Origin of the sequence: Micromonospora lupini str. Lupac 08 (genome assembly GCF_000297395.2) — a bacterium.
Taxonomy (GTDB): Bacteria; Actinomycetota; Actinomycetes; order Mycobacteriales; family Micromonosporaceae; genus Micromonospora; species Micromonospora lupini.
Window position 1 is genome coordinate 5,580,195 of the sequence record NZ_HF570108.1, and the last position, 26,006, is coordinate 5,606,200.

The 26,006-nt window shown below is 73.3% G+C and carries 25 protein-coding genes, 1 pseudogene and 1 riboswitch; of the genes and pseudogenes, 17 read left to right on the forward strand and 9 right to left on the reverse strand.

Going from position 1 to position 26,006, the window contains the following annotated elements:
• Window positions 1–38 precede the first annotated feature (38 nt).
• On the reverse strand, window positions 39–485 hold the full coding sequence (locus MILUP08_RS26445; RefSeq protein ID WP_007463496.1) for an SRPBCC family protein: 447 nt from the start codon (window positions 483–485) through the stop codon (window positions 39–41).
• Between the two features lie 188 nt (window positions 486–673).
• Between MILUP08_RS26445 and MILUP08_RS26450 the strand changes: the two genes are divergently transcribed.
• The 3 genes from MILUP08_RS26450 to gltX are packed head-to-tail and all read left to right on the forward strand — an operon-like array spanning window position 674 to window position 4,756.
• Window positions 674–2,023: a GH1 family beta-glucosidase gene (locus MILUP08_RS26450; protein WP_007463498.1), complete on the forward strand. Its 1,350-nt coding sequence runs from the start codon at window positions 674–676 to the stop codon at window positions 2,021–2,023.
• Complete coding sequence (locus MILUP08_RS26455; protein WP_007463499.1) at window positions 2,020–3,297, forward strand: MFS transporter; 1,278 nt, start codon at window positions 2,020–2,022, stop codon at window positions 3,295–3,297. The genes MILUP08_RS26450 and MILUP08_RS26455 overlap by 4 nt, the downstream gene beginning before the upstream one ends.
• 49 nt (window positions 3,298–3,346) lie before the next feature.
• Entirely contained in the window at window positions 3,347–4,756 is a 1,410-nt protein-coding gene (gene gltX, locus MILUP08_RS26460; RefSeq protein ID WP_007463500.1) for a glutamate--tRNA ligase, read from the forward strand.
• Window positions 4,757–4,967: 211 nt separating this feature from the next.
• On the opposite strand, the gene MILUP08_RS26465 is transcribed toward gltX, so the two are convergent.
• Window positions 4,968–5,627, reverse strand: a complete 660-nt coding sequence (locus MILUP08_RS26465; protein ID WP_237747194.1) for a copper resistance CopC family protein — start codon at window positions 5,625–5,627, stop codon at window positions 4,968–4,970.
• Between the two features lie 241 nt (window positions 5,628–5,868).
• Here MILUP08_RS26465 and MILUP08_RS26470 point away from each other — a divergent pair, with 241 nt between their 5' ends.
• Window positions 5,869–6,519, forward strand: coding sequence for a hypothetical protein (locus MILUP08_RS26470; RefSeq protein ID WP_007463504.1), 651 nt, complete (start codon window positions 5,869–5,871; stop codon window positions 6,517–6,519).
• Between the two features lie 69 nt (window positions 6,520–6,588).
• Here the strand turns inward: MILUP08_RS26470 and MILUP08_RS26475 are convergent, their stop codons facing one another.
• Both MILUP08_RS26475 and MILUP08_RS26480 read right to left on the reverse strand, forming a co-directional pair.
• The gene (locus tag MILUP08_RS26475) at window positions 6,589–6,921 is read right to left on the reverse strand and encodes a hypothetical protein (RefSeq protein ID WP_007463505.1); all 333 of its coding nucleotides are present in this window, start codon (window positions 6,919–6,921) and stop codon (window positions 6,589–6,591) included.
• Between the two features lie 105 nt (window positions 6,922–7,026).
• Complete coding sequence (locus tag MILUP08_RS26480) at window positions 7,027–7,566, reverse strand: hypothetical protein (RefSeq protein ID WP_007463507.1); 540 nt, start codon at window positions 7,564–7,566, stop codon at window positions 7,027–7,029.
• A gap of 203 nt (window positions 7,567–7,769) precedes the next feature.
• Between MILUP08_RS26480 and MILUP08_RS36420 the strand changes: the two genes are divergently transcribed.
• From MILUP08_RS36420 to fabF, 7 genes and pseudogenes are all read left to right on the forward strand, one after another.
• Window positions 7,770–8,972 (forward strand): sensor histidine kinase, encoded by a 1,203-nt coding sequence (locus MILUP08_RS36420; protein WP_039906678.1) that lies wholly within the window; start codon window positions 7,770–7,772, stop codon window positions 8,970–8,972.
• Window positions 8,969–9,658: a response regulator gene (locus tag MILUP08_RS36425; protein ID WP_007463510.1), complete on the forward strand. Its 690-nt coding sequence runs from the start codon at window positions 8,969–8,971 to the stop codon at window positions 9,656–9,658. The genes MILUP08_RS36420 and MILUP08_RS36425 overlap by 4 nt, the downstream gene beginning before the upstream one ends.
• Window positions 9,659–9,726: 68 nt before the next feature.
• A complete protein-coding gene (locus MILUP08_RS26495) occupies window positions 9,727–10,992 on the forward strand; it encodes a PucR family transcriptional regulator (RefSeq protein WP_007463512.1) in 1,266 nt (421 codons plus the stop codon).
• A gap of 78 nt (window positions 10,993–11,070) precedes the next feature.
• Window positions 11,071–11,988: pseudogene (locus MILUP08_RS26500) on the forward strand (ACP S-malonyltransferase); the annotation flags it as partial.
• A 5-nt stretch (window positions 11,989–11,993) separates the two neighbouring features.
• Complete coding sequence (locus tag MILUP08_RS26505; protein ID WP_007463515.1) at window positions 11,994–12,938, forward strand: beta-ketoacyl-ACP synthase III; 945 nt, start codon at window positions 11,994–11,996, stop codon at window positions 12,936–12,938.
• An 84-nt stretch (window positions 12,939–13,022) separates the two neighbouring features.
• A complete protein-coding gene (locus MILUP08_RS26510; RefSeq protein ID WP_007463517.1) occupies window positions 13,023–13,262 on the forward strand; it encodes an acyl carrier protein in 240 nt (79 codons plus the stop codon).
• A 2-nt stretch (window positions 13,263–13,264) separates the two neighbouring features.
• The gene (gene fabF / locus MILUP08_RS26515) at window positions 13,265–14,491 is read left to right on the forward strand and encodes a beta-ketoacyl-ACP synthase II (RefSeq protein ID WP_007463519.1); all 1,227 of its coding nucleotides are present in this window, start codon (window positions 13,265–13,267) and stop codon (window positions 14,489–14,491) included.
• A gap of 92 nt (window positions 14,492–14,583) precedes the next feature.
• Here the strand turns inward: fabF and MILUP08_RS26520 are convergent, their stop codons facing one another.
• From MILUP08_RS26520 to MILUP08_RS26530, 3 genes are all read right to left on the reverse strand, one after another.
• Window positions 14,584–14,802 (reverse strand): hypothetical protein, encoded by a 219-nt coding sequence (locus MILUP08_RS26520; RefSeq protein ID WP_007463521.1) that lies wholly within the window; start codon window positions 14,800–14,802, stop codon window positions 14,584–14,586.
• Between the two features lie 140 nt (window positions 14,803–14,942).
• Complete coding sequence (locus MILUP08_RS26525) at window positions 14,943–16,676, reverse strand: glycoside hydrolase family 3 protein (RefSeq protein ID WP_007463523.1); 1,734 nt, start codon at window positions 16,674–16,676, stop codon at window positions 14,943–14,945.
• An 85-nt stretch (window positions 16,677–16,761) separates the two neighbouring features.
• On the reverse strand, window positions 16,762–17,253 hold the full coding sequence (locus MILUP08_RS26530; protein ID WP_007463525.1) for a DUF3145 domain-containing protein: 492 nt from the start codon (window positions 17,251–17,253) through the stop codon (window positions 16,762–16,764).
• A gap of 307 nt (window positions 17,254–17,560) precedes the next feature.
• On the opposite strand from MILUP08_RS26530, the gene MILUP08_RS26535 reads away from it, so the two are divergent.
• Window positions 17,561–17,890 (forward strand): hypothetical protein, encoded by a 330-nt coding sequence (locus tag MILUP08_RS26535; RefSeq protein WP_007463527.1) that lies wholly within the window; start codon window positions 17,561–17,563, stop codon window positions 17,888–17,890.
• A 449-nt stretch (window positions 17,891–18,339) separates the two neighbouring features.
• Here MILUP08_RS26535 and MILUP08_RS26540 read toward each other — a convergent pair whose 3' ends face one another.
• Complete coding sequence (locus tag MILUP08_RS26540; protein ID WP_007463530.1) at window positions 18,340–18,963, reverse strand: carbonic anhydrase; 624 nt, start codon at window positions 18,961–18,963, stop codon at window positions 18,340–18,342.
• A 147-nt stretch (window positions 18,964–19,110) separates the two neighbouring features.
• On the opposite strand from MILUP08_RS26540, the gene MILUP08_RS26545 reads away from it, so the two are divergent.
• The 5 genes from MILUP08_RS26545 (at window position 19,111) to MILUP08_RS26565 (ending at window position 25,298) form a co-directional block, all read left to right on the forward strand.
• Entirely contained in the window at window positions 19,111–20,055 is a 945-nt protein-coding gene (locus tag MILUP08_RS26545; protein ID WP_007463532.1) for an alpha/beta fold hydrolase, read from the forward strand.
• A gap of 107 nt (window positions 20,056–20,162) precedes the next feature.
• Window positions 20,163–22,280: a HelD family protein gene (locus MILUP08_RS26550; RefSeq protein ID WP_007463534.1), complete on the forward strand. Its 2,118-nt coding sequence runs from the start codon at window positions 20,163–20,165 to the stop codon at window positions 22,278–22,280.
• Window positions 22,281–22,387: 107 nt separating this feature from the next.
• Window positions 22,388–23,305: a cation diffusion facilitator family transporter gene (locus MILUP08_RS26555; protein WP_007463536.1), complete on the forward strand. Its 918-nt coding sequence runs from the start codon at window positions 22,388–22,390 to the stop codon at window positions 23,303–23,305.
• 141 nt (window positions 23,306–23,446) lie between these two features.
• Window positions 23,447–23,578: riboswitch (cyclic di-AMP (ydaO/yuaA leader) on the forward strand.
• A gap of 5 nt (window positions 23,579–23,583) precedes the next feature.
• The gene (locus MILUP08_RS26560; RefSeq protein ID WP_007463537.1) at window positions 23,584–24,651 is read left to right on the forward strand and encodes a coiled-coil domain-containing protein; all 1,068 of its coding nucleotides are present in this window, start codon (window positions 23,584–23,586) and stop codon (window positions 24,649–24,651) included.
• A gap of 122 nt (window positions 24,652–24,773) precedes the next feature.
• Window positions 24,774–25,298: a hypothetical protein gene (locus MILUP08_RS26565; RefSeq protein WP_007463539.1), complete on the forward strand. Its 525-nt coding sequence runs from the start codon at window positions 24,774–24,776 to the stop codon at window positions 25,296–25,298.
• A gap of 100 nt (window positions 25,299–25,398) precedes the next feature.
• Here the strand turns inward: MILUP08_RS26565 and MILUP08_RS26570 are convergent, their stop codons facing one another.
• Window positions 25,399–25,866 carry a hypothetical protein gene (locus MILUP08_RS26570; RefSeq protein WP_007463541.1) on the reverse strand — a complete coding sequence of 156 codons (468 nt, stop codon included), beginning with the start codon at window positions 25,864–25,866 and terminating at the stop codon, window positions 25,399–25,401.
• Between the last annotated feature and the right edge of the window lie 140 nt (window positions 25,867–26,006).

Consider the following 26,006-nt stretch of genomic DNA (forward strand, 5'->3'; position numbering starts at 1 on the left):
CGCCGGGGGGCGGGTGACGCCGGGAGCGGACGCGCTCGTCAGCCGACAGCGGCCAGGTCGGTGAGCCGGGCGAGCGAGTCCTCCAGGTCGGCGCCGACCCGGCGCAGGCCCAGACGCAGCAGGGCCGCCTTGACCGGGCCGGCCGGCCAGCGGACCACGATGAGCCGCACGATCGTCCCGCCCTCGTCCTCGTCCTCGGTGAGCTGGACGTAGATCTCGGTGCGCGCCTCCGCACGGGCACCGGCGCCCTTGGCCCGTTCCCGCCAGCCGATCAGTGTCGGCTCCTGATAGGCGATCACCTCGGCCTCATGCGCCGAGCCGCGCCCCGCCTGGACCAGTTGCCGCCGCCCGAAGCCCTCTCCGGAGAGCACTTCGGCCGCGCGGACCCCCGCCAGCCAGGCCGGTAACTGCTCGGCCCGCTGTACGACGTCCCAGACCACTTCCACCGGCGCCGCCACGTGCGCACTGCGTTCCACGAGGATCATTTCCGTCTTTCCTCCAGTGAGGACATCCCACGATATCGGCACTCTATGCGCTAAATCGGACTTACACGGACGGGTTGGGAAAAAGACACGCCGATCAACCATTGCGGATTGCGCCAACCCGGCCTATGGCGCATTCATCGACAGCGCCCTAGAGTCCCGAACACGTTTCACGTTGACCGGGAGGGCGCATGTCTACCGCACCGATGCCCGAGTTCCCCGCCGGCTTCCGCTGGGGTGTCTCCACGTCCGCCCACCAGATCGAGGGCGCCGCCACGGCCGACGGACGCGGACCGTCCATCTGGGACACCTTCGCCCACTCCCCCGGGCGGATCAGCGACGGCAGCAGCGGCGCGGTCGCCTGCGACCACTACCACCGGCACACCGAGGACGTGGCGCTGCTGGCCGGGCTGGGCGTCGACGCGTACCGGTTCTCCATCGCCTGGCCCCGGGTGCAACCCGGCGGCAGCGGCGTGGCCAACGCCGCCGGCCTGGACTTCTACGACCGCCTGGTCGACGACCTGCTGGCCGCCGGCATCGACCCGGTGGCCACCCTGTACCACTGGGACCTGCCCCAACCCCTCGAGGACGCCGGCGGCTGGCTCAACCGCGACACCGCAGCCCGCTTCGCCGAGTACGCCGACCTCACCGCCGCCCGCCTCGGTGACCGCGTCCGACTGTGGATCACGCTCAACGAGCCGTTCATCCACATGAGCCTCGGCTACGGCATGGGCGTGCACGCCCCCGGCCAGATGCTGCTCTTCGACGCCTTCCCCGTCGCCCACCACCAACTGCTCGGGCACGGGCTCGCGGTCGCCGCGCTGCGCGCCAACAGCGCCAGCCCGGTGGCGATCGCCAACAACTACTCCCCGGTGCGGGTGCTCGGCGACAGCGACGCCGACCGGGCCGCCGGGGCCGCGTACGAGGCGCTGCACAACCGGCTCTTCACCGACCCGCTGCTCGGCCGCGGCTACCCCGAGATGCCGGGCCTCGACCCGGGCGTGGTCCACCCCGGCGACCTGGAGACCATCGCCGCGCCGATCGACGTGCTGGGGGTCAACTACTACAACCCCACAGGTGTACGGGCCGCCGAGGAGGGCTCGCCTCTGCCGTTCGACCTGGTGCCTCTGGACGGCTACCCGCGTACCGCCTTCGACTGGCCGGTCGCCCCCGACGGACTGCGCGACCTGCTCGGCTGGCTCCGCGACACGTACGGCGACGCGCTGCCGCCCATCGAGATCACCGAGAGCGGCTGCGCGTACGACGACGTGCCGGACGCGCACGGGCAGGTGGCGGACCCGGACCGGATCGCGTACCTGGACGGGCACCTGCGGGCGCTCCGGGCCGCCATCGACGACGGGGTGGACGTGCGCGGGTACTTCGTCTGGTCGCTGCTGGACAACTGGGAGTGGGCCGAGGGGTTCACCAAGCGCTTCGGTCTGGTGCACGTCGACTACGCCACCCAGCGGCGTACGCCGAAGTCGTCGTACACCTGGTTGCGGGACGTGCTCGCGGCCTCCCGGGACGGGTCGGCGCGGTGACCACCCTCGACCCCACGCCGGCGTCGCTGCCGGCGGCGCTCGCCGAACCGACAGTGCCGGTGCGACGCGGCTGGATCGGTCTGGTCTTCGCGGCCAACCTCGGCGTGTGGATGGCGTTCTTCACCCCGATCCAGGTGCTGCTGCCGCAGCAGATCGAGCGGATCGCGCCCGGCGACAAGGAGACCATGCTGGCAGTGGTCACCGGCCTGGGCGCGTTGGCCGCGGTGCTGGCCAACCCCCTGGCGGGCGCGCTGTCGGACCGGACCTGCCTGCGGATCCTCGGCCGGGAGTTCGGCCGTCGGCACGTCTGGACCGCCGGCGGTGCGGTGCTCGGCGCAGCGGCGCTGGTGCTGCTCGCCCAGCAGCGGACCATCCTCGGGGTCGCCGTCGGTTGGGTAGCGGCCCAGGTCTGCTTCAACGCGATGCTGGCCAGCCTCACCGCCGCCATCCCGGACCGGGTTCCGGTGGTGCAGCGCGGCGCGGTCTCCGGCTGGGTGGGCATCCCGCAGGCGCTCGGGCTGGTCCTCGGCGCGGTGCTGGTCACCGCCGTCGTCACCGGCAACTCCGCCGGCTACCTGGCCATCGCGGTGGCCATCCTGGTGCTGTCGCTGCCGTTCGCGCTGCTCACCCCCGACGACCGACTGCCCCGCGAACATCGGCCGGTACTGCGGGCGCGCGCGCTGTTCGCCTCGATGTGGATCAGCCCGCGCCGGCACCCGGACTTCGCCTGGGCGTGGATCACCCGCTTCCTGGTCCAGCTCGGCAACGCGCTGGGCACCCTCTACCTGCTGTACTTCCTCACCGACGGGGTGCGCCACCCCGACCCCGAGGGCGGCCTGCTGGTGCTGATCCTGCTCTACACGCTCGGAATGATGCTGACCGCTGTGGTCGCCGGTCGGCTGTCGGACCGCTCCGGGCGACGCAAGATCTACGTGATCGTCTCCGGCCTGATCATGGCGGTGGCGGCGTTGCTGCTCGCCATCGCGCCGGTCTGGCCGATGGCGATAGTCGCCGCCCTGCTGCTCGGCGCCGGCTACGGCGTCTACCTCTCGGTGGACGCCGCGCTGATCACCCAGGTGCTGCCCCGGGCCACCGACCGCGCCAAGGACCTGGGCGTGATCAACATTGCCAACTCGGCGCCGCAGGTGCTCGGCCCGGCGCTCTCCGCCCCGCTCGTCGTCCACCTGGGCGGCTATCCGACGCTCTACGCGGTCACCGCCGCGGTCACCCTGGTCGGCAGCGCGCTGGTCGTCAAGATCCGCTCGGTCCCGTGAGTCAGGGGGCCTGAGGGAATCCCCTCGCGTGCCGCCGTAGGCTGGGGGCGTGACGGTACGTGTGCGATTCGCCCCCTCCCCGACCGGTATGTTCCACGTCGGCGGCGCCCGCTCGGCGCTGCAGAACTGGATCTACGCCAAGCAGCAGGGCGGGGTGTTCGTGCTGCGCATCGAGGACACCGACGCGGCGCGCAACAAGCCCGAGTGGACCGAGGGCATCCTCTCCGCGCTGGACTGGATCGGCATCTCCCGGGGCAGCTACGAGGGGCCCTACTTCCAGTCCGCGAACGCCGGCGAGCACCGCGCCGCCGCCACCCGGCTCTACGAGTCGGGTCGGGCCTACTACTGCGACTGCACCCGCGAGGACGTGCAGGCCCGCACCGGCTCGCAGTACCAGGGCTACGACGGCTACCACCGCGACCTCGGCCTCGGGCCGGGGCCGGGGCACGCGCTGCGCTTCCGTACGCCCGACGAGGGCCTGACCGTCGTGGTGGACCTGATCCGCGGCGAGCCCACCTTCGAGAACAAGCTCATCGAGGACTTCGTCATCGCCCGCGGTGACGGCTCGCCGGTCTTCCTGCTCGCCAACGTCGTCGACGACATGACCATGGGGATCACCCACGTGATCCGGGCCGAGGAGCACCTGCCCAACACCCCCAAGCAGCAGCTGCTCTGGGACGCCCTCGGGGTCAAGCCGCCGGTCTGGGCGCACGTGCCGGTCGTGGTCAACGAGAAGCGGCAGAAGCTCTCCAAGCGCCGCGACAAGGTCGCCCTGGAGGCGTACCGGGACGAGGGCTACCTCGCCGGCGCGATGCGCAACTACCTGATGCTGCTCGGCTGGGCGCCGTCCGGCGACCGGGAGATCGTTCCCTGGTCGGTCATCGAGGACGAGTTCCGGCTGGAGGAGGTCAACCCCTCCCCCGCGTTCTTCGACGAGAAGAAGCTGCGCGCCTTCAACGGCGAGTACATTCGCGCGCTGCCGGTGTCCGAGTTCGTCGACGCCTGCCAGCCGTGGCTGACCGGCACCGGGACCATCGCGCCGCCGCCGTGGCAGCCGGAGGAGTTCGACGCCGACGCCTTCGCCGCCGTCGCACCGCTGGCGCAGACCCGGCTCGCCGTACTCAGCGAGATCGTGCCGAACGTCGACTTCCTGTTCCTGGCCTCGCCGCTGATCGACGAGGCGGCCTGGACCAAGACGATGAAGGACGGTTCCGCCGACCTGCTGGACGCCGCCATCGCGGCGTTCGAGGCGCTGGAGCCGTGGGACGCCGAGTCGCTGAAGTCGACGCTGGAGGCGGTCGGCGCCGAGCGCGGCCTCAAGCTCGGCAAGACGCAGGCGCCCGTCCGGGTCGCGGTCACCGGCCGCACCGTCGGCCTGCCGCTGTTCGAGTCGCTGGAGGTGCTCGGTCGCGAGCGCACCCTGACCCGGATGCGTGCGGCCCGGCTGCGCCTGGTCTGACAACCCGACCGGCCGTGGGCCGGCGGCGTACCTGTGCGTCGCCTCCTTTGCTCTGCTTCAACCCACGCAACACCTGGTGTCCGGATATCGGACGCCGGGTGTTGCGTCCGTTGAAGCAGAGCAAAGGGGGCGCGAACACCCCGCCCACCCGGGCTGCGACGATCGGGTGATCAGTGCGCCTGATCAATGCGGCCTGATCAGTGCGGCCTGATCAGTGCGAACGGCTCCTGCGGCGGAACAGCAGGCCGGCGGCGAGAGCAGCGAGCAGCACCAGGCCGCCGAGCGCCCCGAGCCACCAGCGGCCGCCGGAGTCGGACCGCTCCGAGGCCGCCGGCACAGCGGACGCCGTCGAGCTGCCCGCCGTTGCCGGCGACGGCCCGACGGAGGACGGGTCGACTGCCGAAGGCCCGGCCGAGGGCGAGCCGGTCGGAGCGGCGCCGCCGGCCGAGGGCGAGCCAGTCGGAGCGGCGCCGCCGGCCGACGGCGAGGCGGACGGGTCGGCGGCCGTGCCGGTGGTGAGGGTGAACCGGACCTCGCCCTTGATCGGGTGGCCGTCGTTGGACGCGAGTTGGTAACCGACGATGTAGAGCCCCGCCGCGCCGGGCGTGAAGGGCACGCGCACCCGACTGCCGTCGAAGGTCGGCCGCCCGCCGGCGACCACATTGTCCGGCCCGGTTATTGTGATCTTCGTCGTAGCGGGGGCCGGCTTGGCCAGGAACCGAAGCTCGACCCGGGCGGGCGCGGTGGCCACCCGGGCACCGTCGCGCGGATTGCTGCCGGTCAGCGAGTTGTGCGCGGCGGCCGGTGTCGCCGGGGCCAGCAACGACACACCGAACGCCACGCCGAGCACCACTGGCACGACCCGTGCCAATCGTGTAACCCTGCCCCCCATGAACCCCTCCGTAAGGGTACGATCCGCCCGCTGATCAAAACAGCTCCTCATTAGTCGAGCAGAGATCGCAGATAGTTCCAAATACTGTTCCACTAGCTGCAATTCATCGACGTTCTGCGAGTCTGTGAGAGTGGGCCCGACCGCCCGGTCGGTGTCGTCACCGGCCGATCGACCCGGACGTCACGACGAAGCCATCCATCGAACGGGGCGAGGAGGCGGGATGGTCCGACAGATGAGGCGCTGGGCCGCCGTGCTGGCGGGCACGCTGGCAGCGGCAGTGCTGGCGCTCGGCGCCGCCGGCCCGGCCAGCGCGGCGCCGAAGCCGGCACCCGCCGGTGTGGACATCACCGGCGAAGGGCTGACCGAGCCGCTGCGGCTCCGGTCGGACACCCAGCCCGCGCACGTGGTGGCGGTCGTCGACCAGGTCAACTTCTTCGCTCGTACCGGCATGCCGACCGGGCCGAAGGCGGCCGACCTCGGTCCGAAGTACACGGTCGTGGTGCTCGCCGGTGAGACGCCGAAGCAGACGTACGACCTCTACCCCAAGGCTGCCGGTGGGCCGCGCGTCTACCGACCGGCCAAGCAGCCGGACGGCCGCAAGACCAGCGCCGGCTGGTTCCTCGGCCGGCTCAGCATGTCCGAGACGCTGCGCACCGCCGGAGTGCCGCTGGAGCGGCAGTTCGACACGGTCAGCGGCGGCGTGGGCGGCGGCGAGCGTGTCCTCCCGGAGGACACGATGGACCCTGCCCGGGACATCGACGAAGCGCTCGGCGAGTTGCAGCGACTGCTGCTGCTCAACGTCGCGGTGATGCTGACCATCACGGTCGGTCTCGCCGGCATCGCCCTGCTGATCCGCCGCCGGACCCGCTGAACCCGGGGCGGAGGGTCAGACCCGTCACCCGCTGACCTCGGCCGGCGGGTCAGACCAGCCGTCGCGCGGTCAGCACCAGCGGCGCGGCGGGCGCTCCCGGCGGGTGGCCCGCTGACGCGGCCGGACCGGGCCGTGCCGGTGCGCGCCGGCCCACCCGGGCAGGTCGCTGCGGCAGCCGGTGACGTCGTCCGGCTCGGCCGGCGTCGGCTCGGTGGCCCGTTGGCGTGGCACGGCCACGTCGTCGTCGGCCCGCTCGGTCGGACGGCCGCCTGTCGACTCCGCCGGGTGCGCCGGCGCCCCGCCGACCGGCCGGCGCGGCTTGCCCGCCGTCTGCGGGTCGTGGTGCCCCAGCCGGCAGGGCTCGCCCTGGGCGCAGCCGTGCTCGGCCTCCCCGTGCGCCATCCCCGGTCTCCTCACGCTCGCACTCACGCGCGGGGGCGCTCCCCCCGACGTGCCCTGCCACCGTACTGGCCGGGACCGACGGCCTGTGCACGGCGTACCCCCGGGTCAGCGCTTCGGGCGGCGAGGAAACAGGGTCTCCCAGACGGGGAAGGCAAGCAGCCAGATCACGAGGGCGACGGTGAGCTTGTGGATCCAGCCCACCAGCCCGCGCGTCCGTTCGGCGTCGTCGACCCACAGGATGGCGGCACCGAGCAGGCCACAGGCGATGATCCAGCCGAGCAGTGCCTTGGCCCACTCACGCCACTCGTAGCGGGTGCGCGCCCAGCCGTAGCGGGGCGGCCGCACCGGCGGTGGACCACCGGCGAACCGGTGGGCGAAGCGCTGGTCCGCCCAGCGCACCATCGAGTGGCCGAAGGCCACCGAGAAGCCGAGATAGGCGGCGGCCAGACCGTGGCCGACCCCGGCGGTCGCGCCACGGCGCAGGTCGAGCACCGACGCGGCGAGCAGCGCCAGGTCGACAAGCGGTACGCAGACCAGCAGCGCCGCGCCGAGTCGTGGCCGGCGCAGCGGGTAGCGGGCCACCAGCCCGGCGCCGAGCAGCACCCAGAACGCGATCTCACAACCGATGATCACCGCGACCACCATGGCGACCTCCCCCCGTCGTCGCCACCCAGCGTCGCCGATCGGCGGGGCCCGGGCCTCGACGCCGGAGAGGAGATCGGGGTCCTCCCTTCGACGGACCAACCGCCCGCGGCGCGCTCGACGTACCCCTTTCGGCGCATGTCGGAGCCGGAAGGCTCCTTCCCTGGTCGGAGTCGGAGGGTCGACGGTTGTGGTGGGATCGGGGCATGCGACCGCCACCGTGGCTCGGCTCCGGCACGGCCGGCCGGGACCTCACACTGGCCGGCGCGTCGCTGGTCGGTGGTCTGGTGCTGTACGGCCTGGGCATGCAGCCGCAGATCATCCCGCACCCGGACGTGCCGCCGGCGCTTTTCCTGGCGCCGCTGCTGGCGGTGTGTGTGGCCGTCGGCCTGCGTCGGGTCGCGCCACGCACCAGCCTGGCGGTGGGGACCGGGGCGCTCGTGGTGGACACGGCGCTGGGCAACTCGCTGGGCACGGTGGTGGTCTACACGCAGGTCCTCTACGACGCCTGCGTGTACGGCCCACCCCGGCTGTGGCGGTGGCTGCTGGGGATCACCGTGACGCTGAGCGTGATCGGGACGGTGGCGGGTGTCCTCGGCTTCGGTCAGTGGCGCGGTGCCGCCGTCGGGGTGCCGGTGGTGCTCGCCGGGCTGCTGCCGGTGCTCACCGGGATCAGCGTGCGGCAGTACCGCGACCAGGCTGCCGCCGAGCGGGCACGGGCCGAGCAGACCGCCCGGCTGGTCGAGTTGGACCGCCGGCAGGCGGTCGGCGCCGAACGGGCCCGGATGGCACGGGAACTGCACGACGTGGTCGCCAACCACCTGAGCGCGGTGGCCATCCACGCCACCGCCGTGCTGTCCGTTCCGGGGCTGGAGCGGGGCCAGGTGGAGTCGGCGCTGCGGGTCATCCGGGAGAGCAGCGTGCAGGGCCTGGCCGAGATGCGGCAGATGATCGAGCTGCTGCGCGAGCCGAGCGGCGGCGACCGGAGCGCGGCGGGCACCCTCGGCGCGGCGCCGGAGACGGTCGCGGCGCGGCTCGCCGAGGCGGACGGGCTGGTCGAGCGGATCCGGGCCGCCGGCCTCGCGGTACGGGTACGCACCGACGGCACGCCGGGTCCGCTGCCGGTGGGGGTGGACCTCGCCGCCTACCGGATCGTGCAGGAGTCGCTCACCAACGCCCTCAAGCACGGCACGGGCGAGGCGGAGCTGACGATCGCGTACCGGCCGGCCGAGGTGGTGCTGACGGTGGAGAATCCGGTGCGCCCGGACGGGTCGGGGCTGCCGGGCGCGGGGGCCGGACTGATCGGGATGCGGGAGCGTGCCGCGCTGCTGGCCGGCCGGTTCACCGCCGGGCCGCACGACGGCCGCTGGCAGGTCCGTGCCGCGCTGCCGACCGGGGAGGGCGGGTGAGCGGGCCGGCACGGGAGCAGGGCGCGGCGCAGGCGGTACGGGTGGTGCTCGCGGACGACCAGCCTGCGGTACGGGCGGGGCTGGCCCTGATCCTGGGCGGCTCGCCGGGCATCGAGGTGGTCGGCGAGGCGGCCGACGGACACGAGGCGGTCCGGCTGTGCCGGGAGGCGCGCCCCGACGTGGCGGTGCTGGACGTGCGGATGCCACGCCTCGACGGGATCGCCGCGACCAGGGCGATCGTCGCCGACCGGCTCGCCGACGTGCTGGTGCTGACGACCTTCGACCTGGACGAGTACGTCTTCGGCGCGCTGCGCGCCGGGGCGTCCGGATTCCTGCTCAAGGACACCGACGCGGCGGGACTGGTCGCGGCGGTGCACACCGTGGCGCGCGGCGAGGGGTTCATCGCCCCCACGGTGACCCGTCGTCTGATCGCCGCCTTCGCGGCCACCGCGCCCGGCGCGTCGGCGGCCACCCGGGCCGCGCTGGCCACCTTGACCCCGCGGGAACGCGACGTGCTGGCCTGTCTCGGCCTGGGCCTGTCCAACCAGCAGATCGCCGACCGGCTGGAACTGGCGGAGAGCACCACCAAGACACACGTGAGCCGGATCCTGGCGAAGCTGGACCTGCGCAGCCGGGTACAGGCCGCGATCCTGGCCCAGGAGCTGGGCCTGCCCGCGCCACCGTGACCCCGCTCCCGGGTCCGCCTACCGGTGCCGACGTGGATGGCCTGCTCACGACGTGTCAGGCTAGGGCGGTGAGTACGCCCGACGGTGGGGAGTTGGCGGCCACGCTGCGCCGGATCGAGCGTTCGGCGGGAGCGTTGGCCACCGCCAGCGTGGCCCGGATGGACGAGACGCTGCCGTGGTTCCGTGCCCTGCCGGCCGACCAGCGCTCCTGGGTGATGCTTGTGGCCCAGGCGGGCGCCCGGTCGCTGGTGCAGTGGCTGCAGGACGGCGGCGGCACGGCGGACAGCACCCAGGAGGTCTCCGACGACGTCTTCGACGCCGCACCGCAGGCGCTGGCCCGGTCGATCACCCTCCAGCAGACCGTGGCGCTGATCAAGGTGACCATCGACGTCGTCGAGGAGCAGGTGTCGCAACTGGCCGCCGAGGGCGAGGAGCAGTTGCTGCGCGAGGCGGTGCTGCGCTTCTCCCGGGAGATCGCGTTCGCCGCCGCCCGGGTGTACGCGCGGGCCGCCGAGTCGCGCGGCGCGTGGGACGCCCGCTTGCAGGCCCTCCTGGTCGACGCGCTGCTGCGCGGTGACTCGCCGGACGTCCTGGCGAGCCGGGCCGCCGCGCTGGGCTGGGCGGACGCGCCGCCGGTCGCGGTGGCGGTCGGCCGCTCCCCCGGCGGGGAGGTCTCCGCCGTGCTGCACGTGGTGTACCGGCAGGCGCGGCGGATCGGCGTCGAGGTGATCGGCGGAGTGCACGGCGACCGGTTGGTGATCGTGCTGGGCGGCGCTGCGGACCCGCTGAGCGCCACCGGCAAGCTGCTGGACGCGTTCGGTGACGGCCCGGTGGTGGTCGGTCCGGCCGTACCCAGTCTGGACGAGGCGACGGAGTCGGCGCGGGCCGCGCTGTCCGGTTTCCGGGCGGCGCCGGCGTGGCCGTCCGCCCCCCGGCCGGTGCCGGCCGCGGACCTGCTGCCGGAGCGGGCTCTCGCCGGCGACGCGGAGGCGCGTCGCCGGTTGCGCCACGACGTGTACGCGACGCTGGTGCGCGCCGGTGGCGAGTTGCTGGAGACCCTGGACGCCTTCCTCGCCGCCGGTGGCACGCTGGAGAGCGCGGCGCGGGCGCTGTTCGTGCACCCGAACACGGTGCGGTACCGGCTGCGCCGTATCGCCGAGGTGACCGGCTTCTCGCCGCTGTCGCCCCGCGACGCGTTCGCCCTCCAGGTGGCGTTGACTGTCGGTCGACTGGATCCGGTGGTACCGGTGGCCACGGCGGTCCCGACCCAGACATTGACCCCGGCCGTCCGGAAATCCGCCCAAAGCAGTGATGATCCCCGCCGATCTTTGTGAGAAACCTCCAAAGGTTCTAGTGCGGTTTGGTGGGCCTCGGCACAGCGCTACCCACGCGTATCCGGGAGAGTCATAGGCGTGCTCGCCGTACTTAGTCCCGGCCAGGGTTCCCAGAAACCCGGCTTCCTGACTCCCTGGCTCGACCTGACCGGCACCGAGGCGCGACTGCGCGACTGGTCGGCGTTGGCCGGGGTCGACCTGCTGCACCTGGGCACCGCCGCCGACGCCGACGAGATCAAGGACACCGCCCGCACCCAGCCTCTGCTGGTCGCCGCGGCGTTGCTCGCGGCCGAGCACCTGCCGCTCGACGGCGTCGCGCTCACCGCCGGCCACAGCGTCGGCGAGTTGGGTGCCGCCGCCCTGGCCGGTGTGCTGTCGGCCGACGCCGCGATCAGCCTGGCCGGCGTACGCGGCCGGGAGATGGCCGCCGCGTGCGCGCTGGAGCCGACCGGAATGGCCGCGGTGCTCGGCGGTGACCCCGACGAGGTGATCGCCGCGATCGAAGCGAACGGGCTGTACCCGGCCAACCGCAACGGCGCCGGGCAGATCGTCGCCGCGGGCGCCCTGGACGGGCTCGACAAGCTCGCCGCCGCGCCGCCCGCCCGGACCCGGATCATCCGACTCCAGGTGGCCGGCGCGTTCCACACCCCGTACATGGCTCCGGCCGAGACCGCGCTCGCCGCGGAGGCCGCCGGGATCACCCCCGCCGACCCGGCTCGGACCCTGCTGTCGAACCTCGACGGCACCGCGGTCGACGACGGCGCCGCCATGGTGCAGCGCCTCGTCCGTCAGGTCACCGCGCCGGTGCGCTGGGACCTGTGCATGCGCACGCTGGCCGACCTCGGGGTCACCGGCGTGATCGAGCTGCCCCCGGCCGGCACCCTCGCCGGCCTGGTCAAGCGGGAACTCAAGGGCGACGGCGCCCCGGAGATCGTCACCCTCAACACCCCGGACGACCTGCCGGCCGCACGGGACCTGATCGCCCGTATCGGAGGTCGTTCATGACTGGCAGTCGCATCGTCTCGATGGGGCACTACCAGCCCTCCCGGGTGGTGACCAACGACGACATCGCCAAGCTCGTGGACACCAACGACGAGTGGATCCGCGACCGGGTGGGCATCGTCAGCCGGCGGATCGCCGACGGTGAGACGGTTGCCGACATGGCTGCCGCGGCCGCCGGCAAGGCGCTGGCCAACTCGGGGCTCAGCGCCTCCGACATCGACCTGGTCGTGGTCGCCACCTGCTCCTCGATCGACCGCAGCCCCAACGTGGCCTGCCGGGTCGCCGCCAAGCTGGGCATCGCCGCGCCGGGCGCGTTCGACGTCAACACCGCCTGCTCGGGCTTCGCGTACGCCCTGGGCACCGTGGACCACGCCGTGCGGGCCGGGGCGTCGCGCAACGCGCTCGTCATCGGCGCCGAGAAGCTGTCCGACTTCACCGACTGGACCGACCGCTCCACCTGCATCATCTTCGGTGACGGCGCGGGCGCCGCGGTGGTCACCGCCACGGCCGACGACGAGCCGGCCGGCATCGGCCCGGTCGTGTGGGGCTCCGTGCCGGAGAAGAGCGACGCGGTCCGCATCGAGGGCTGGCGCCCGTACATCCAGCAGGAGGGGCAGTCGGTGTTCCGCTGGGCCACCACCGCGATCGCGCCGCTGGCCCTGCAGGCGTGCGAGCGGGCCGGGGTCGACCCGTCGGAGCTGGCCGCCTTCGTGCCGCACCAGGCCAACGCCCGGATCATCGACGGCATCGCCAAGCGGCTCAACATCCCCGACGCGATCATCGCGAAGGACATCGTCGAGTCCGGCAACACCTCGGCGGCAAGCGTGCCGCTGGCCCTGTCGAAGCTGGTCGAGCGTCGGGAGGTGCCCTCGGGCGCCCCGGTGCTGCTGTTCGGCTTCGGCGGTGGCCTGACCTACGCCGGCCAGGTCGTCCGCTGCCCCTGAACCCCCTCGGACGCGTACGCGTCGAGGAGTGGCGGTCGGCGACGCCGGCCGCCGGAGAACCCCCTATGAGAGGAACCAACCGCAATGACCCGTGACGAGATCACCACCGGCCTCGCCGAGATCCTCGAAGAGGTTGCCGGGGTGAACCCGGACGACGTGGCCGAGGGGAAGTCCTTCACCGACGACCTCGATGTCGACTCGCTCTCCATGGTGGAGGTCGTGGTGGCCGCCGAGGAGAAGTTCGGCGTCAAGATCCCGGACAACGAGGTGCAGAACCTCAAGACCGTCGGGGACGCCGTCAGCTTCATCGAGGCGCAGTCCTGATCATGAGTCGTCCTGACGTCGTCGTCACCGGGCTCGGCGCGACGACCCCGCTTGGCGGGGACGTCGCGTCGACCTGGGACGCCATGCTCGCCGGCCGCTCCGGGGTGAGTGCCCTCACCCAGGAGTGGGCCGCGCAACTGCCGGTCCGGATCGCCGCCCAGTTGGCCGTGGAGCCGTCCGAGGTGCTGGACCGGGTCCGGCTGCGCCGGCTCGACCGCTCCGAGGCGATCGCGATCATCGCGGCGCAGCAGGCCTGGGCGGACGCCGGCCTCGCCGGCTCCGACCTCGACGGGGAGCGGTTGGCCGTCAGCGTCGGCTCCGGCATCGGCGGTGCCACCACCCTGCTCGCCCAGGACGACATCCTGGAGGCCTCCGGGCCACGGCGGGTCTCCCCGCACACGATCCCGATGCTGATGCCGAACGGTCCGGCCGCCTGGGTCGGGCTGGAGCTGGGCGCGAAGGCCGGGGTGCACTCGATGGCAAGCGCCTGCGCCACCGGCGCCGAGGCGATCGCTCTCGGCCTGGACATCATCCGCTCCGGCCGGGCCGACGTGGTGGTGGCCGGCGGCACCGAGGCGGTCATCCACCCGCTGCCGATCGCCGGCTTCAGCTCGATGCGGGCCATGTCGACCCGCAACGACGAGCCGGAGCGCGCCTCCCGCCCGTGGGACCGGGGCCGTGACGGCTTCGTCCTCGGTGAGGGCGCCGGGATCCTGGTGCTGGAACGTGCCGAGCACGCCGCGGCCCGGGGCGCCCGGGTGTACGCGCGCCTCGCCGGCGCCGGCATCACGTCCGACGCGTACGACATCGTGCAGCCGCACGCCGAGGGTGAGGGCGCCATCCGGGCCATCGCCAAGGCGATCGCGGACGCGGACGTGGCGAAGCAGGACATCGTGCACGTCAACGCGCACGCCACGTCGACGCCGGTCGGTGACATGCTGGAGATCGGCGGGCTGCACAAGGCGCTCGGCGACCACCCGGTGCTGTCCGCGACCAAGTCGATGACCGGTCACCTGCTCGGTGCGGCCGGAGCGCTGGAGTCGATCGCCACGATCCTGGCCATCCGCGACGGTGTCGTCCCTCCGACGATCAACCTCGACGACCCGGAGCCCGGTCTCACCCTGGACGTCGCCGCGCACAAGGCACGCCACATGGAGATCCCCGCCGCGCTGAACAACGCGTTCGGCTTCGGCGGCCACAACGTGGCGCTCGTCTTCGCACGGCCCTGACCCGACGGTCCGGAACGGCAGCGGCCCGGAAACGGCAGCTCCGCGAGCTTTACCCGAAGGGCCCCCTCACCCGAGGGGGCCCTTCGGCACGTTCAGCCCCGGTTGCGGGGGTGCTGCTTGGCGGTGCGTTCGTTGCCGTGGCGGTAGTTGCCGGTCCAGCGCGCCATCACCAGTTGCGGATCGCCGTCGACCTCGGCGAGGAACTCCGCCGCCCGGGCGCCGCGCAGCGTGCCCGCCAACCGGCCGTGATGCGTGATCACCACCGTCCCGTCGGCACGCTCGTCGTACCGGAAGCCCTGCGCGGTTGTCATGGGGCGAGGCTGCCAGGCCGGTGCCACCCGGGGCGAGGCGATTTCCAGGCGGCGGCAGACCGGCCGGACGGCGGCAGACCGGCCGGACGGCGGCAGACCGGCCGGACGGCGGCAGACCGGCCGGACGGCGGGAGGACCGCTCAGGCGCCGCAGGTGGTGGCGGGCAGGCCGGACACGGCCACCGGGGACCGGCCACCCGGGCGGGCCTTGCCGGCCAGCACGGCGGCCAGCGCGGTCATCGACGCCCGACTTGAGGAGTACGTCGCCAGCAGCGTCGGCGACTTCGCCTTGGCCAGCACGTACGGGGTGTCCATGGCGACGGTGACCGCCGCGTCGGCGCGCAGGTCGCTGTCGCCGTCGCCGTAGCCGACGAGGTGCACCACGGTCCCGCCGCTCGGCTTCACGGTCACGCCGGCCTTGGTCAGCGCGGCGGTGAGCGCCGCCCGGGTGGCGTCGCGACCACCGGAGGAGGTGACGGTGACGGGCCCCTGCACCGCCTTGCCGCAGGCGCCGCGCAGCACGGTGACCGCGCCGGCGGCCAACGCGTCCGCCGCCGCCCGGTGCGCCGGGGTGTTGAGCGTGGACATCGGCTCGGTGGGGGCCGCCGCCAGCCGGAACTTCATGGTGAGCACCCGGGTGACCGCCTCGACCAGCCGGGCCCGGGGCAGCGACCCGCCGCGCAGGGCGGCGAGCAGCCCGTCGTACGCCTGGCCGACGTTCGGGGTCATGAGGATCAGGTCGTTGCCGGCGTTCAGAGCCCGGACGGCGGCCTCGCCGGGCGCCCAGCGCTTCGCCGGCGGCATGTTCATCCCGTCGGTGATCACCACGCCCTGGAAGCCGAGCTGGCCGCGCAGCACGTCGGTGAGCAGTTTGTGGGAGAACGTCGCCGGGGTGCCCGGGTCGATGGCCTGCGCGTCCAGGTGGCCGGACATCACGGCCATCGCGCCGGCCTCGAACCCGGCGGTGAACGGCGGCCACGCCCCACTCTGCAGCTCGGCCGCGGACTGGGTGAGCACCGGCAGGTCCTTGTGCGAGTCGTCGGCGCTGTGGCCGTGCCCCGGGAAGTGCTTCAGGGTGGCCGCCACGCCGCTGGCCTGCAGGCCCCGGACCGCGCCGCCGACCTGGGCGCCGGCCTGCTTCGGATCGGCGCCGAACGACCGGGAGCCGATCACCGTGCTGTGGGTGGCCAGCACGTCGGCCAGCGGGGCGAAGTCGACGTTGATGCCCATCGCGGCGAGTTCGGCGCCGGCGGCCCGCCAGGCGGCCTCGGTCAGCTTCGGGTCGCCGGCCGCACCCGCGGCGAGCGCGCTGGGCAGGATGGTGACCCCGTCGGTGACCCGGGTGACCACGCCGTACTCCTGGTCGGTGCCGATCAGGAAGGGCGCCGGGCCGGCGGCCAGCCGTCCGGCGGCGCCCCGCAGCCCGGTGGTCAGCTCGTGGACCTGCTTCGGGTTGTCGACGTTCGTGGTCTCCTGGTTGCCCTTGGTCGGATCGTCGGCGCTGAAGCCGACCAGGATCAGCCCGCCGAGCCGGTACTTGGCGATCATCTCGGCGGGGGTGTCGACGCCGGCGAGGGCCTGGTTGCCGGCCGCGGAGCCGGTCGAGACCTTCGTGGCCGAGTCGCCGTACGCGTACGGCATCAGCACCTGCCCGACCAGGTCCTCGTCCGAGAGCGTCGCGACCAGGGCGGCGGCCCGCGCGGCCGGGTCGTCGGCCGGGGTCGGAGCGGGAGCGCTCGGGGCCGCCGAGACGCCTGTCGGACCGGGCGTCGGGTCGGGCCGGTCCGGGGCGCCGGAGCAGCCGGAGACGAGCAGAGCGGTCAGGGCGGCGACGGCGACACCGGCGTGTCGCGGGCGAATCGGCACGTCGCCCATCCCACCAGCTTCCCCCTTATCGGGGCAACTTGACCTTACCGGTCGCAGCGCCCGAGGGCGTCTGGCCAGCGGGCGGTGGCCGAGGTCAGCCGACCCGGGTGAGCAACGTCACGGGCGCGCCGTCCCCGGCGTACCGGTAGGGCTCCAGGTCGGCGTCCCACGCGGTGCCGAGCGCCTTGTCGAGGGCGTGCGACAGCGCCTCGGGGGCCCGGGCGGAGGCCATCAGGGCCCGCAGCCGGTCCTCGCCGAGCTGGATGTCACCGGCCGCGCCGACGGTGGCCCGGAACAGGCCACGGGCGGGCACGTACATGAAGCGCTCACCGTCGGCGCCGGGACTCGGCTCCTCGGTGACCTCGAAACGGATCATGGGCCACTGCCGGAGGGCAGCAGCCAGCTCGGCGCCCGTCCCCGGACGGCCGGTCCACCCGCACTCGGCCCGGCGTGCGCCGGGATCGACGGGCTGAGCCGTCCACTGCAGGTTGACCGGCGCGGCTAGGACGCGCGCGATCGCCCACTCGACGTGCGAGCACACGGCGAGCGGGGTCGAGTGGACGTATACGACGCCACGCGTTGGCACGGTGACCTCCCGGAGAGCGAGGTGCGTCTTCCCCTACGACCTCGTCCACCCGAGTGGTTGCTGCAACACATGATGACCCCTGTGACGGATGGTGCGCCAGGGAATCGGAAAAAACGCCTCCCGGAATAGCCGGACGGGTGGTCTCCGTTGCCTCTCAGGACACCGCGACGACCAGCCTGATGTCGTGGTCCTGTACAGTTCCATCGGCGGCTTCTGCCGCGTTACACCTTCGCGGGCCGACCCAGTGTCACCCGCACACAGCCCCCGGACGTCCAGTCCTCCCGTACGTCTTGCAAGGAGTACCTCCGTGGCGAGCAACACCTCTAAGACCGCGCGCGCGTCCGTCCGGGCCGGCCAGGCTGGCCAGGGTGGCGCCCTCAGCGTGCTGGGCGAGTTCAAGTACCTCATCCCGCTCAACGGCGGCAAGCACGCCTACGTGCGCAACCTGACCAACGGCAAGACCGCGCACCTGCGCACCGACTCCGACGCCTTCGTCGAGGAGATCCGGGTGCTGGCCGCCGCCGGCCACGCCGCCAAGATCCGGGCGGAGATCAACAACCTGGCTGCCGTTCACCCGAACGACGGCTGGGAGGCCACCGAGAAGCGCCTGGTCGCGGCCGGCGTCTTCGAGGGCTGAGCCTCTCCCCCACCACAGCACCAGCAAACCGCCCGCCGGGAGTTCCCGGCGGGCGGTTTCGCGTCCGCCACCCGCAACCCGCAACCCGCGACCCGCGACCCGCGACCCGCCGGGTCGGCGCGCGCTCTGATCAACCTGCTGCACGTCGTCTCGGTAGCCCGGCGCCGGTCCGGGCTGTGGCGCCCAGACGCTTTGGAGCTGATGTCGTATACGAATCGGCGCAAGTCAAGGCAGCGCAGAGGCGATGTGATTCGTTTGCGACATCAGCTCCAAAGGGGCAGTGCCGCACTCCGGCCCCGGCCTGGGAGCGGGCCGGGCCGGGCCGAGGCCGGGCCGCGGGTTCAGGCCGGGCCGCGGGTTCAGGCCGGGCCGCGGGTTCAGGCCGGGCCGCGGGTTCAGGCCGGGCCACGGGTTCAGGCCGGGCCACGGGTTCAGGCCGGGCCGCGGGTTCAGGCCGGGTCGAGCAGGGTGACCTCGCCGGTGGCCAGGTCGTAGAGGCCGCCCACCACGGCCACCCGACCAGCCGCGACCGGCCCGGCGAGGAGGTCGTCGACCCGCAGCGCGTCGACCGTGCGCCGGACGTGCCGGCGGATCGCCAGGGGATGCACCGCCGGATCGTCCAGCCCGGCCTCGATGACCGCCGGGGCGATCTCGTCGACCAGGTGGGCGAGCGAGCCGCCGGGCCGCTCCCCCGACCGCAGCGCGTCGACCGTGGCGCCCACCGCGCCGCACCGCTCGTGTCCGAGCACCAGCACCAGCGGTACGCCGAGCTGACCGACCACGTACTCGATGGAGCCGCACACCGCGCGGTCGAGCACGTGCCCGCCGGTACGGATCACGCAGATCGCACCGAAGGTCTGGTCGAAGATCGCCTCCAACGGGACGCGCGAGTCGATGCAGCCGAGCACCACCGCGTACGGCTGCTGGTCGCCGGAGGCGGCTGCCGCCGCGGCGGTGACGTCGTGCCCGTGCACGGGTTGTCCGCTGACGAAGCGCCGGTTGCCGGCGAGCAGCTCGGCGAGCGCGGCGCGGGGCGTGCCGCCGGCCTGCCGCCCCTGCCCCGCCGTCTCCATGCCGTTCAGCTTGGCTCGCCGCCCACGGGTCGCGGGCGGGGTCGGGAATGTTGGCCCCGGCGCGATTGGTGTGGCGTCCTGGCGGGTAGCCGGTGTTACTGCCGGGTATCCCGGTGCTGGTGGTGCCGGGCGGCCCGGGAGGTGGCGATGCCGGAGCGTTTCGAGGTCGGTATGCCCGACGGTGTACGGCTGCACGTGGAGACCACGGGGCCGGCGGACGCCCCGGTCACGGCCGTCCTGCTGCACGGCTGGACGTTGGACGGGCGCAGCTGGCACCGGCAGCTCGACGCGCTCACCGCCTCGTTCGGCGACGCGGTGCGGGTGGTCACCTACGACGCGCGGGGCCACGGCCGGTCGAGCTGCATGGCGTTGCCCACGGCCACCCTGGCCCAGCTCGGCGACGACCTGGCCGCCGTCCTCGACGCGGTCGCGCCGACCGGTCGGGTGATCCTGGTGGGGCACTCGATGGGCGGAATGACGATCATGGAGTACGCGCACCGCCACCCCGGCCACTTCGCCGCCCGTACGGCCGGCCTGGTCTTCGTCTCGACCACCGCCGAGGGGCACACGCACACCGTCTACGGGCTCTCGCCGCGCATCGCCCGGCTGATCCGGCTCGCCGAGACGACGGGCGCCGGCGTCCTGGCCCGGTGCGGGTCGTGGCGCGCGCCCCGGGCGCTGCTGAACGCGTTGCAGCCGAGCATCAGGTGGATGCTCTTCGGCGACCGCTGCGAGCCCTCCGACATCCGGCTGGTGACGTCGGCGGTGGCGCGCGCCTCGCTGCGGTCGATCGGCGGCTTCCGTGCCTCGATCGGCGCCCAGCACCGGCTGGACACCCTCACCACGCTGGCCCACCTGCCGGCCGCCGCCCTGGTCGGTGACCGGGACCGGCTGACCCCACCGCCGTGCGCCGAGTCGATCGCCGCCGCCCTGCCGGCCACCGAGCTGACCGTCTGCCCCGGCGCCGGGCACATGCTGATGATGGAGCGCCCGGACGAGGTGAACGCCGCGCTGACCGGCGTACTCCGTCGGGTGCTCGCCGCGCCGGCGCCGGACGGGCGCGACGCGAGCGCCACCGGGACCTGTCGCTGAGCACGTTCCCGCACCTCGGGCGCAGAGCGTCGGGCCGGGGGCCGTACCCTTCTGCGGTTGGCCCGCGCGGTTCGCGCCGCTTGCCGGCGACATCGAAGGAGCGTGCGTTGACCGACCAGACCGCCCTGGAGCAGGAGATCGCCGTCGAGCAACGGCACCTCGACCGGGTGTACGCCCGACTGGCCGAGCTGCGCCAGTCCGCGGTTCGGGCCGAACGGGACGGCTACCGGATGGCGCGGGTGGGCACGTTCGGGGCGCTTGTCGAGCGCGACGCGATGGTCTTCCACGCCGCGCAGCGGCGGCACACCCTCGACGCCGAGCACGAGGGGCTGGTCTTCGGCCGTCTGGACCTGCGCGACCGGCAGGTGCTGCACGTCGGGCGGCTCGGCATCCGCGACGAGGACGCCACCACGCTTGTCGTCGACTGGCGCGCCCCGGCCGCCTCGGCGTTCTACCAGGCCACCCCGTCGCAGCCGCTGGGCGTGGTGCGTCGTCGCACCATCCAGTCCCGCGCCGAGCGGGTCACCCGGATCGAGGACGACCTGTTGGACCCGACCGCCGCCCCGGAGGGGATGACGGTGGTCGGGGACGGCGCGTTGCTGGCCACCCTGTCGCGGGCCACCGGTCGGGGCATGCGCGACATCGTGGCGACGATCCAGCGGGAGCAGGACGAGGCGATCCGGTCGCCCGGCTCCGGGGTGACGATCGTCGCGGGCGGTCCGGGCACCGGCAAGACGGCTGTCGCCCTGCACCGGGCGGCCTTCCTGCTCTACTCCGACCGCAGCCGGTACGCGGGCGGCGGCATCCTGGTGGTCGGGCCGTCCACCGTCTTCGTCGAGTACATCGCCTCGGTGCTGCCCTCGCTCGGTGAGGACACGGCGACCCTGCACTCGCTGGGCACCCTCTTTCCGGGGATGACCGCCACCCGCACCGACCCGCCCGAGGTGGCGGCGGTGAAGGGCTCGCTGCGGATGCGTCGGGTGCTGGAGCGCGCGGCCCGCGACGCGGTGCCGGGCGGCCCGGGTGAGCTGCGACTGCTCTACCGGGGCACGCTGCTGCGGCTGGACCGGGCCGAGCTGGACCGGATCCGGGACCGTGCGCTGCACCGCGGCGCCCGGCGCAACGAGGCACGTCGGGCAGGCTTCGACGGGGTGTTCGCCGCGCTCTGGGCGCAGGCTCGCGCGGTGGGCATCACGCGGCTGCCGGAGCAGCGGGCCTTCGAGGGCGAGATCGCCGAGCGGGCGGAGTTCCGGGAGTTCCTCAAGGCGTGGTGGCCGCGCCTGCACCCCCGACACGTGCTCGGCTGGCTGGCTCGGCCGGATCGGCTGCGCCGCTACGCCGGCGGGATCCTCTCCGGCGCGGAGATCCGGCTGCTCACCACCGCGTACCAGAGCCTGGACAGCGCGGGTCTGACCATCGCGGACGTGGCGCTGCTGGACGAGTTGGACGCGCTGCTCGGCAAGCCGCTGCAGCCGGCGCGGGCCCACCGCGACCCGTTCCAGCTCGCCGGCGGCGTGCGCGAGCTGAGCACCGCCAGCGACCGGCAGCGGGCCGCCCGCGCGGCGGCCCGGGAGCGCCCGGAGGACTACCGGGAGTACGCGCACGTGGTGGTGGACGAGGCGCAGGACGTCTCGCCGATGCAGTGGCGGATGGTCGGACGGCGTGGCCGCCTGGCTTCCTGGACGGTGGTGGGTGACCCGGCGCAGACCGCGTGGACCGGTGATCCCGAGGAGCTGACCCGCGCCCGGGACCAGGCGCTGGGCCGGCGCAAGCGGCACGACTTCACGCTCACCACCAACTACCGCAACTCGGCCGAGATCTTCGCGGTGGCGGCGGCGGAGATTCGCCGGCTCTACCCGGACCTCTCGCTCCCGACCGCCGTCCGCTCCACCGGGATCGATCCGGTCGAGCTGGTGGTGCCGCCCGCCGGGCTGGAGACCGCGGTGGTGGAGGCGGCCACCGGCCTGCTGGCCGAGGTGGACGGCACGGTCGGGGTGATCACGCCGGTCACCCGCCGCGACGAGGTCGCCGGTTGGCTCGGCACGCTCGGCGCGGCGCGCCTGCAGGTGGTGACCAGCCTGGAGGCGAAGGGCATGGAGTACGACGGGGTGGTGCTTGTCGCCCCGAGCGAGATCCGGGCCGATCCGGGCTCCGGCGTACGCACCCTCTACGTGGCGCTCTCCCGGGCCACCCAGCGGCTCACCACCATCGACCCGACCGGCTGACAGGCGCGTTGGCGGTATCGGGTGAGGCACCGGCCCGTACAGTTGCATACATAGCGATGTGAGCATACATTTGACCGGGTCCCGGGTGGCGACGGAGGGTGGATCTCGTGGGAGCAGGTCATGACCACCACCACGCGTCGGTCGCCAACGCCGCCCACCAGCACCGGGGCCGCCTCTGGGCCGCGTTCGGGGTGCTCGCCACCCTGATGGTGGTCGAGGGTGTGGCCGCCTTCCACACCGGCTCGCTGGCGCTGCTCTCCGACGCCGGGCACATGTTCACCGACGTGCTCGGCATCGGGATGGCGCTCGCCGCGATCACCGCCACCCGGCGGGCCACCGGCGACCCCCAGCGCACCTTCGGGCTCTACCGCCTCGAGGTGCTCGCCGCCCTGGCCAACGCCGTCCTGCTCTCCGGCGTGGCGGTCTACGTGGTGATCGAGGCGATCGGCCGGTTCGGCGACCCCCACGAGGTGCTGACCGGCCCGATGCTCGCGGTGGCCGTCCTCGGCCTGCTCGCGAACCTCGTCGCGTTCGCGCTGCTGCGCGCCGGCGCCCGGGAGAGCATCAACCTCCAGGGCGCCTACCTGGAGGTGCTCGGCGACCTGCTCGGCTCGCTCGGCGTGATCGGCGCGGCGGTGCTCATCACGGCCACCGACTGGTGGTGGGCCGACCCGCTTGTCGCGGTCGCCATCGGCGTGTTCATCCTGCCGCGCACCTGGCGGCTGGGGCGCGCCGCCGTCCGCATCCTGGTGCAGGCCGCCCCGGAACACCTCCAGGTCACCGCCGTGCACGATCGCCTGGCCACGGTGCCCGGCGTGGTCGAGGTGCACGACCTGCACGTCTGGACGCTCACCTCGGGCATGGAGGTGGCCTCCGCCCACCTGATCATGGCACCCGGCGCGGAGGTCGGCGCGGTGCTCACCGCGGCGCGTACCGCCCTGCGGGAGGACTTCCGCATCGAGCACGCCACGCTGCAGATCGAGCCCGGTGCCGCCCCGGGGGCCTGCGGTTCGATCGAGTGGTGACCACTTACATAACGGATAGGTCGTTTCACAGTCATTTTCGGTGAGGCCGCAGACACCTTCCGTCACATCGACTGCAGGCGTCCCACCTGTCCCGGTAGGCTCGGTCCCGGCCACCACCCGGCGGCGCCCTCCCGGCGCCGGTGGCGGCCGCCGCCTAATCACCCGAGAGGGCGAACCGGGGAACCATGTTCCTGGGGTGCATCCGCGTCAGCGGTAGGGATCTTCCGTCCCGAACCCGTCAGCTAACCCGGTCGGCGGCTGACGGAAGGACATGCGTAGTGGCACCAGCACGACCCCCCGCCGCCCGACTGGCGGCGCTGATCGTCATGATGGTCACCCTCGGCGTCGCCGTGCCGGTCGGCGCGGCCACCGCCGCTCCCCCCGGCGGCCTGCGGGCCGCCGCGGCGCCCGACGGCGACGAGGAGGGCGGCACCCCCGCGCTGCGGGCCCAACTCGACGCGGCCAGCAAGGGCTACCTTGACGCGAAGCGCGCCCTGGACACCTCCGTCCAGCGACAGCAGCAACTCGCGACCAAGCTGAAGGCCACCGAGGCCGAGATGACCGTGCGCAACGGCAAGGTCGGCGAGATCGCCGGCGTGGCGTACCGCACCGGCCGACTGAGCACCGTCTCGGCGTTGCTCAACACCAACACGCCCGAGGGCTTCATGGACCGGGCGGCCGCGCTGGACGTGGTGGCCGCCAACGAGGACCGGGTGCTGCGCGACCTGCACGCCACCCGCGACGAGGCCAACCGCACCCGCACCGCTCTGGACGGCGAGATCCGCGAGCAGCGCAAGCAGGTCGAGGTGATGGCCAAGCGCAAGGAGCAGGCCGAGCGGGCCCTGACGGTCGCCACCAGCAAGCCGCGCACCACCGCCGCCGACACCAGCTCCAACCGGGGCACCTCCACCGCCAACGCCGAGCCCGCGCCGCGCAACTCCGACGGCTCCTGGCCGTCCGAGTCGTGCAGCATCAACGACCCCACCCCGGCCAGCGGCTGCATCACCCCACGCACCCTGCACGCCCTCAACCAGGCCAAGGCCGCCGGCTTCACCAGGTACGTCTCCTGTCACCGCTCCGGCGGCTCCGGCGAACACCCGAAGGGTCGGGCCTGCGACTTCGCGGCGCAGAAGGGCGGCTTCGGCGGGATCGCCAGCGGCGGCGACAAGACGTACGGCAACAACCTGGCCGCGTACTTCATCCGCAACTCCGACCGGCTCGCCGTGCTCTACGTGATCTGGTTCAGGCAGATCTGGCTGCCGAGCAGTGGGTGGAAGTCGTACAGCGGAGGCAACGGCGACCCCTCCAGCGACCACACCAACCACGTGCACCTGTCGGTGTACTGACCCCACCGGTGGCCGGCGCACCGTCGACACGGAGCGCCGGCACCGGGTACGTCAGCTGACGTACCCGGGACGTCGTCGGCGGTCGGACGACCCGGACGGGCCGGGCCGGCAGCATTTCCGGTATGCCGCGAATACCGCCCACCACCCGCAAGGCGCTGCTCACCCTGCACCTGATCACCTCGCTCGGCTGGCTCGGAGCCGACCTGGTGCTGCTCACCCTCGGCATCGCGGCACAGCGCGGCGCCGACCCGGCCGTGGTCTATCCGGTCGCCGGGCTCGTGGGCACCGTGCTGTTCGCGCCGCTGAGCGTGCTCGTCTGGCTCGTCGGCGTCGCGAGCGCGCTGCTGACGCCGTGGGGCCTGGTGCGTTACCGGTGGGTGCTGGTCAAGCTCGTGATCACCACGGTGATGGTCGGGCTCGTGCTGTTCCTGCTGACCCCGAACCTGCGGCACGCCAGCGCGCTGGGCGCCGCCCTCCCCGCCCGGGATCGCGCCGACCTGGTGATCGCTCCCGCGGTGTCGACCACCCTCATGATCATCGCGACCGTGCTCTCCACGTACAAGCCCTGGGGCCGTCGAGCCGCCCGCCCTTCCCGCCCCGCGACCGCACCTGCCGCAGCCCGAGATCGCGCAACAACAAGCAAGTAGTGGCCACCGCGCCGCAGCGAGGCCACCACATTCAGGATCGGGCATGACCATGCCGTGGGGCGCGGCGAGCGCCGGGGCGGGCGCGGTGGGCCCGGAGGGCTCAGCTCGGGGGTTGTTCGTTCCCGGTGGTGTCCAGGGCCGCGCCGAGGCGGGTGGCCAGGGCGAGGTGGGCGGCGCGGGCCTGCCGGAAGGCGTACCGGAAGAGGGGCGTCGGGGCGCGCAGGGTGATGTCGACGTCGATCCGGACCAGGCCGTCCGGCTCGGCACGCAGCCGGGTGTGGTTGCGAACGGTGGTGGCCGGCCACTGGCGGGCCACCGTGACGATCTCGTCAGGCTCGCAGATCAGCACGTCCGCCTGGTAGGTCGTGCGGAAGCGGAACGGCCCCGCCGCGAGCCTGTCGTTGATCGTGTAGCTGGCGCGGGCGCCCGGGCGGGGCGGCACCCGGCGGACCCGGACGATCAACGGGTGCAGCTCACCCTGGCGGGTCAGGTCGCTCAGCAACGCCGCCGCCTCGGCGAGTGAGCAGCGGGCCTGGACGGTGTAGCTGAAGGTATCGCTGCTGAGCACACCGTCTCCCGACGTCGCTGGTCGCACGATCGTCCCGTACACCGCTCAGGCTGGCAACGCCCGGACGGACACCGTCCGTTGTCCCGGTATTCGCGCAGCGTTCCCATTACGGTCGGCTGATGGGAAATCACCGGTGGTGA

Excerpts from the sequence above, each read along its gene's own strand:
- MILUP08_RS26470 (WP_007463504.1), top strand. The coding sequence starts at position 5,869 with ATGGTCCGACAGATGAGGCGCTGGGCCGCCGTGCTGGCGGGCACGCTG.
- MILUP08_RS26505 (WP_007463515.1), top strand. The coding sequence starts at position 11,994 with ATGACTGGCAGTCGCATCGTCTCGATGGGGCACTACCAGCCCTCCCGG.
- MILUP08_RS26450 (WP_007463498.1), top strand. The coding sequence starts at position 674 with ATGTCTACCGCACCGATGCCCGAGTTCCCCGCCGGCTTCCGCTGGGGT.
- MILUP08_RS26565 (WP_007463539.1), top strand. The coding sequence starts at position 24,774 with ATGCCGCGAATACCGCCCACCACCCGCAAGGCGCTGCTCACCCTGCAC.
- MILUP08_RS26510 (WP_007463517.1), top strand. The coding sequence starts at position 13,023 with ATGACCCGTGACGAGATCACCACCGGCCTCGCCGAGATCCTCGAAGAG.
- MILUP08_RS26540 (WP_007463530.1), bottom strand. The coding sequence starts at position 18,963 with ATGGAGACGGCGGGGCAGGGGCGGCAGGCCGGCGGCACGCCCCGCGCC.
- MILUP08_RS26445 (WP_007463496.1), bottom strand. The coding sequence starts at position 485 with ATGATCCTCGTGGAACGCAGTGCGCACGTGGCGGCGCCGGTGGAAGTG.
- MILUP08_RS26475 (WP_007463505.1), bottom strand. The coding sequence starts at position 6,921 with ATGGCGCACGGGGAGGCCGAGCACGGCTGCGCCCAGGGCGAGCCCTGC.
- MILUP08_RS26480 (WP_007463507.1), bottom strand. The coding sequence starts at position 7,566 with ATGGTGGTCGCGGTGATCATCGGTTGTGAGATCGCGTTCTGGGTGCTG.
- fabF (WP_007463519.1), top strand. The coding sequence starts at position 13,265 with ATGAGTCGTCCTGACGTCGTCGTCACCGGGCTCGGCGCGACGACCCCG.
- MILUP08_RS26545 (WP_007463532.1), top strand. The coding sequence starts at position 19,111 with ATGCCGGAGCGTTTCGAGGTCGGTATGCCCGACGGTGTACGGCTGCAC.
- MILUP08_RS26520 (WP_007463521.1), bottom strand. The coding sequence starts at position 14,802 with ATGACAACCGCGCAGGGCTTCCGGTACGACGAGCGTGCCGACGGGACG.
- MILUP08_RS36420 (WP_039906678.1), top strand. The coding sequence starts at position 7,770 with ATGCGACCGCCACCGTGGCTCGGCTCCGGCACGGCCGGCCGGGACCTC.
- MILUP08_RS26525 (WP_007463523.1), bottom strand. The coding sequence starts at position 16,676 with ATGGGCGACGTGCCGATTCGCCCGCGACACGCCGGTGTCGCCGTCGCC.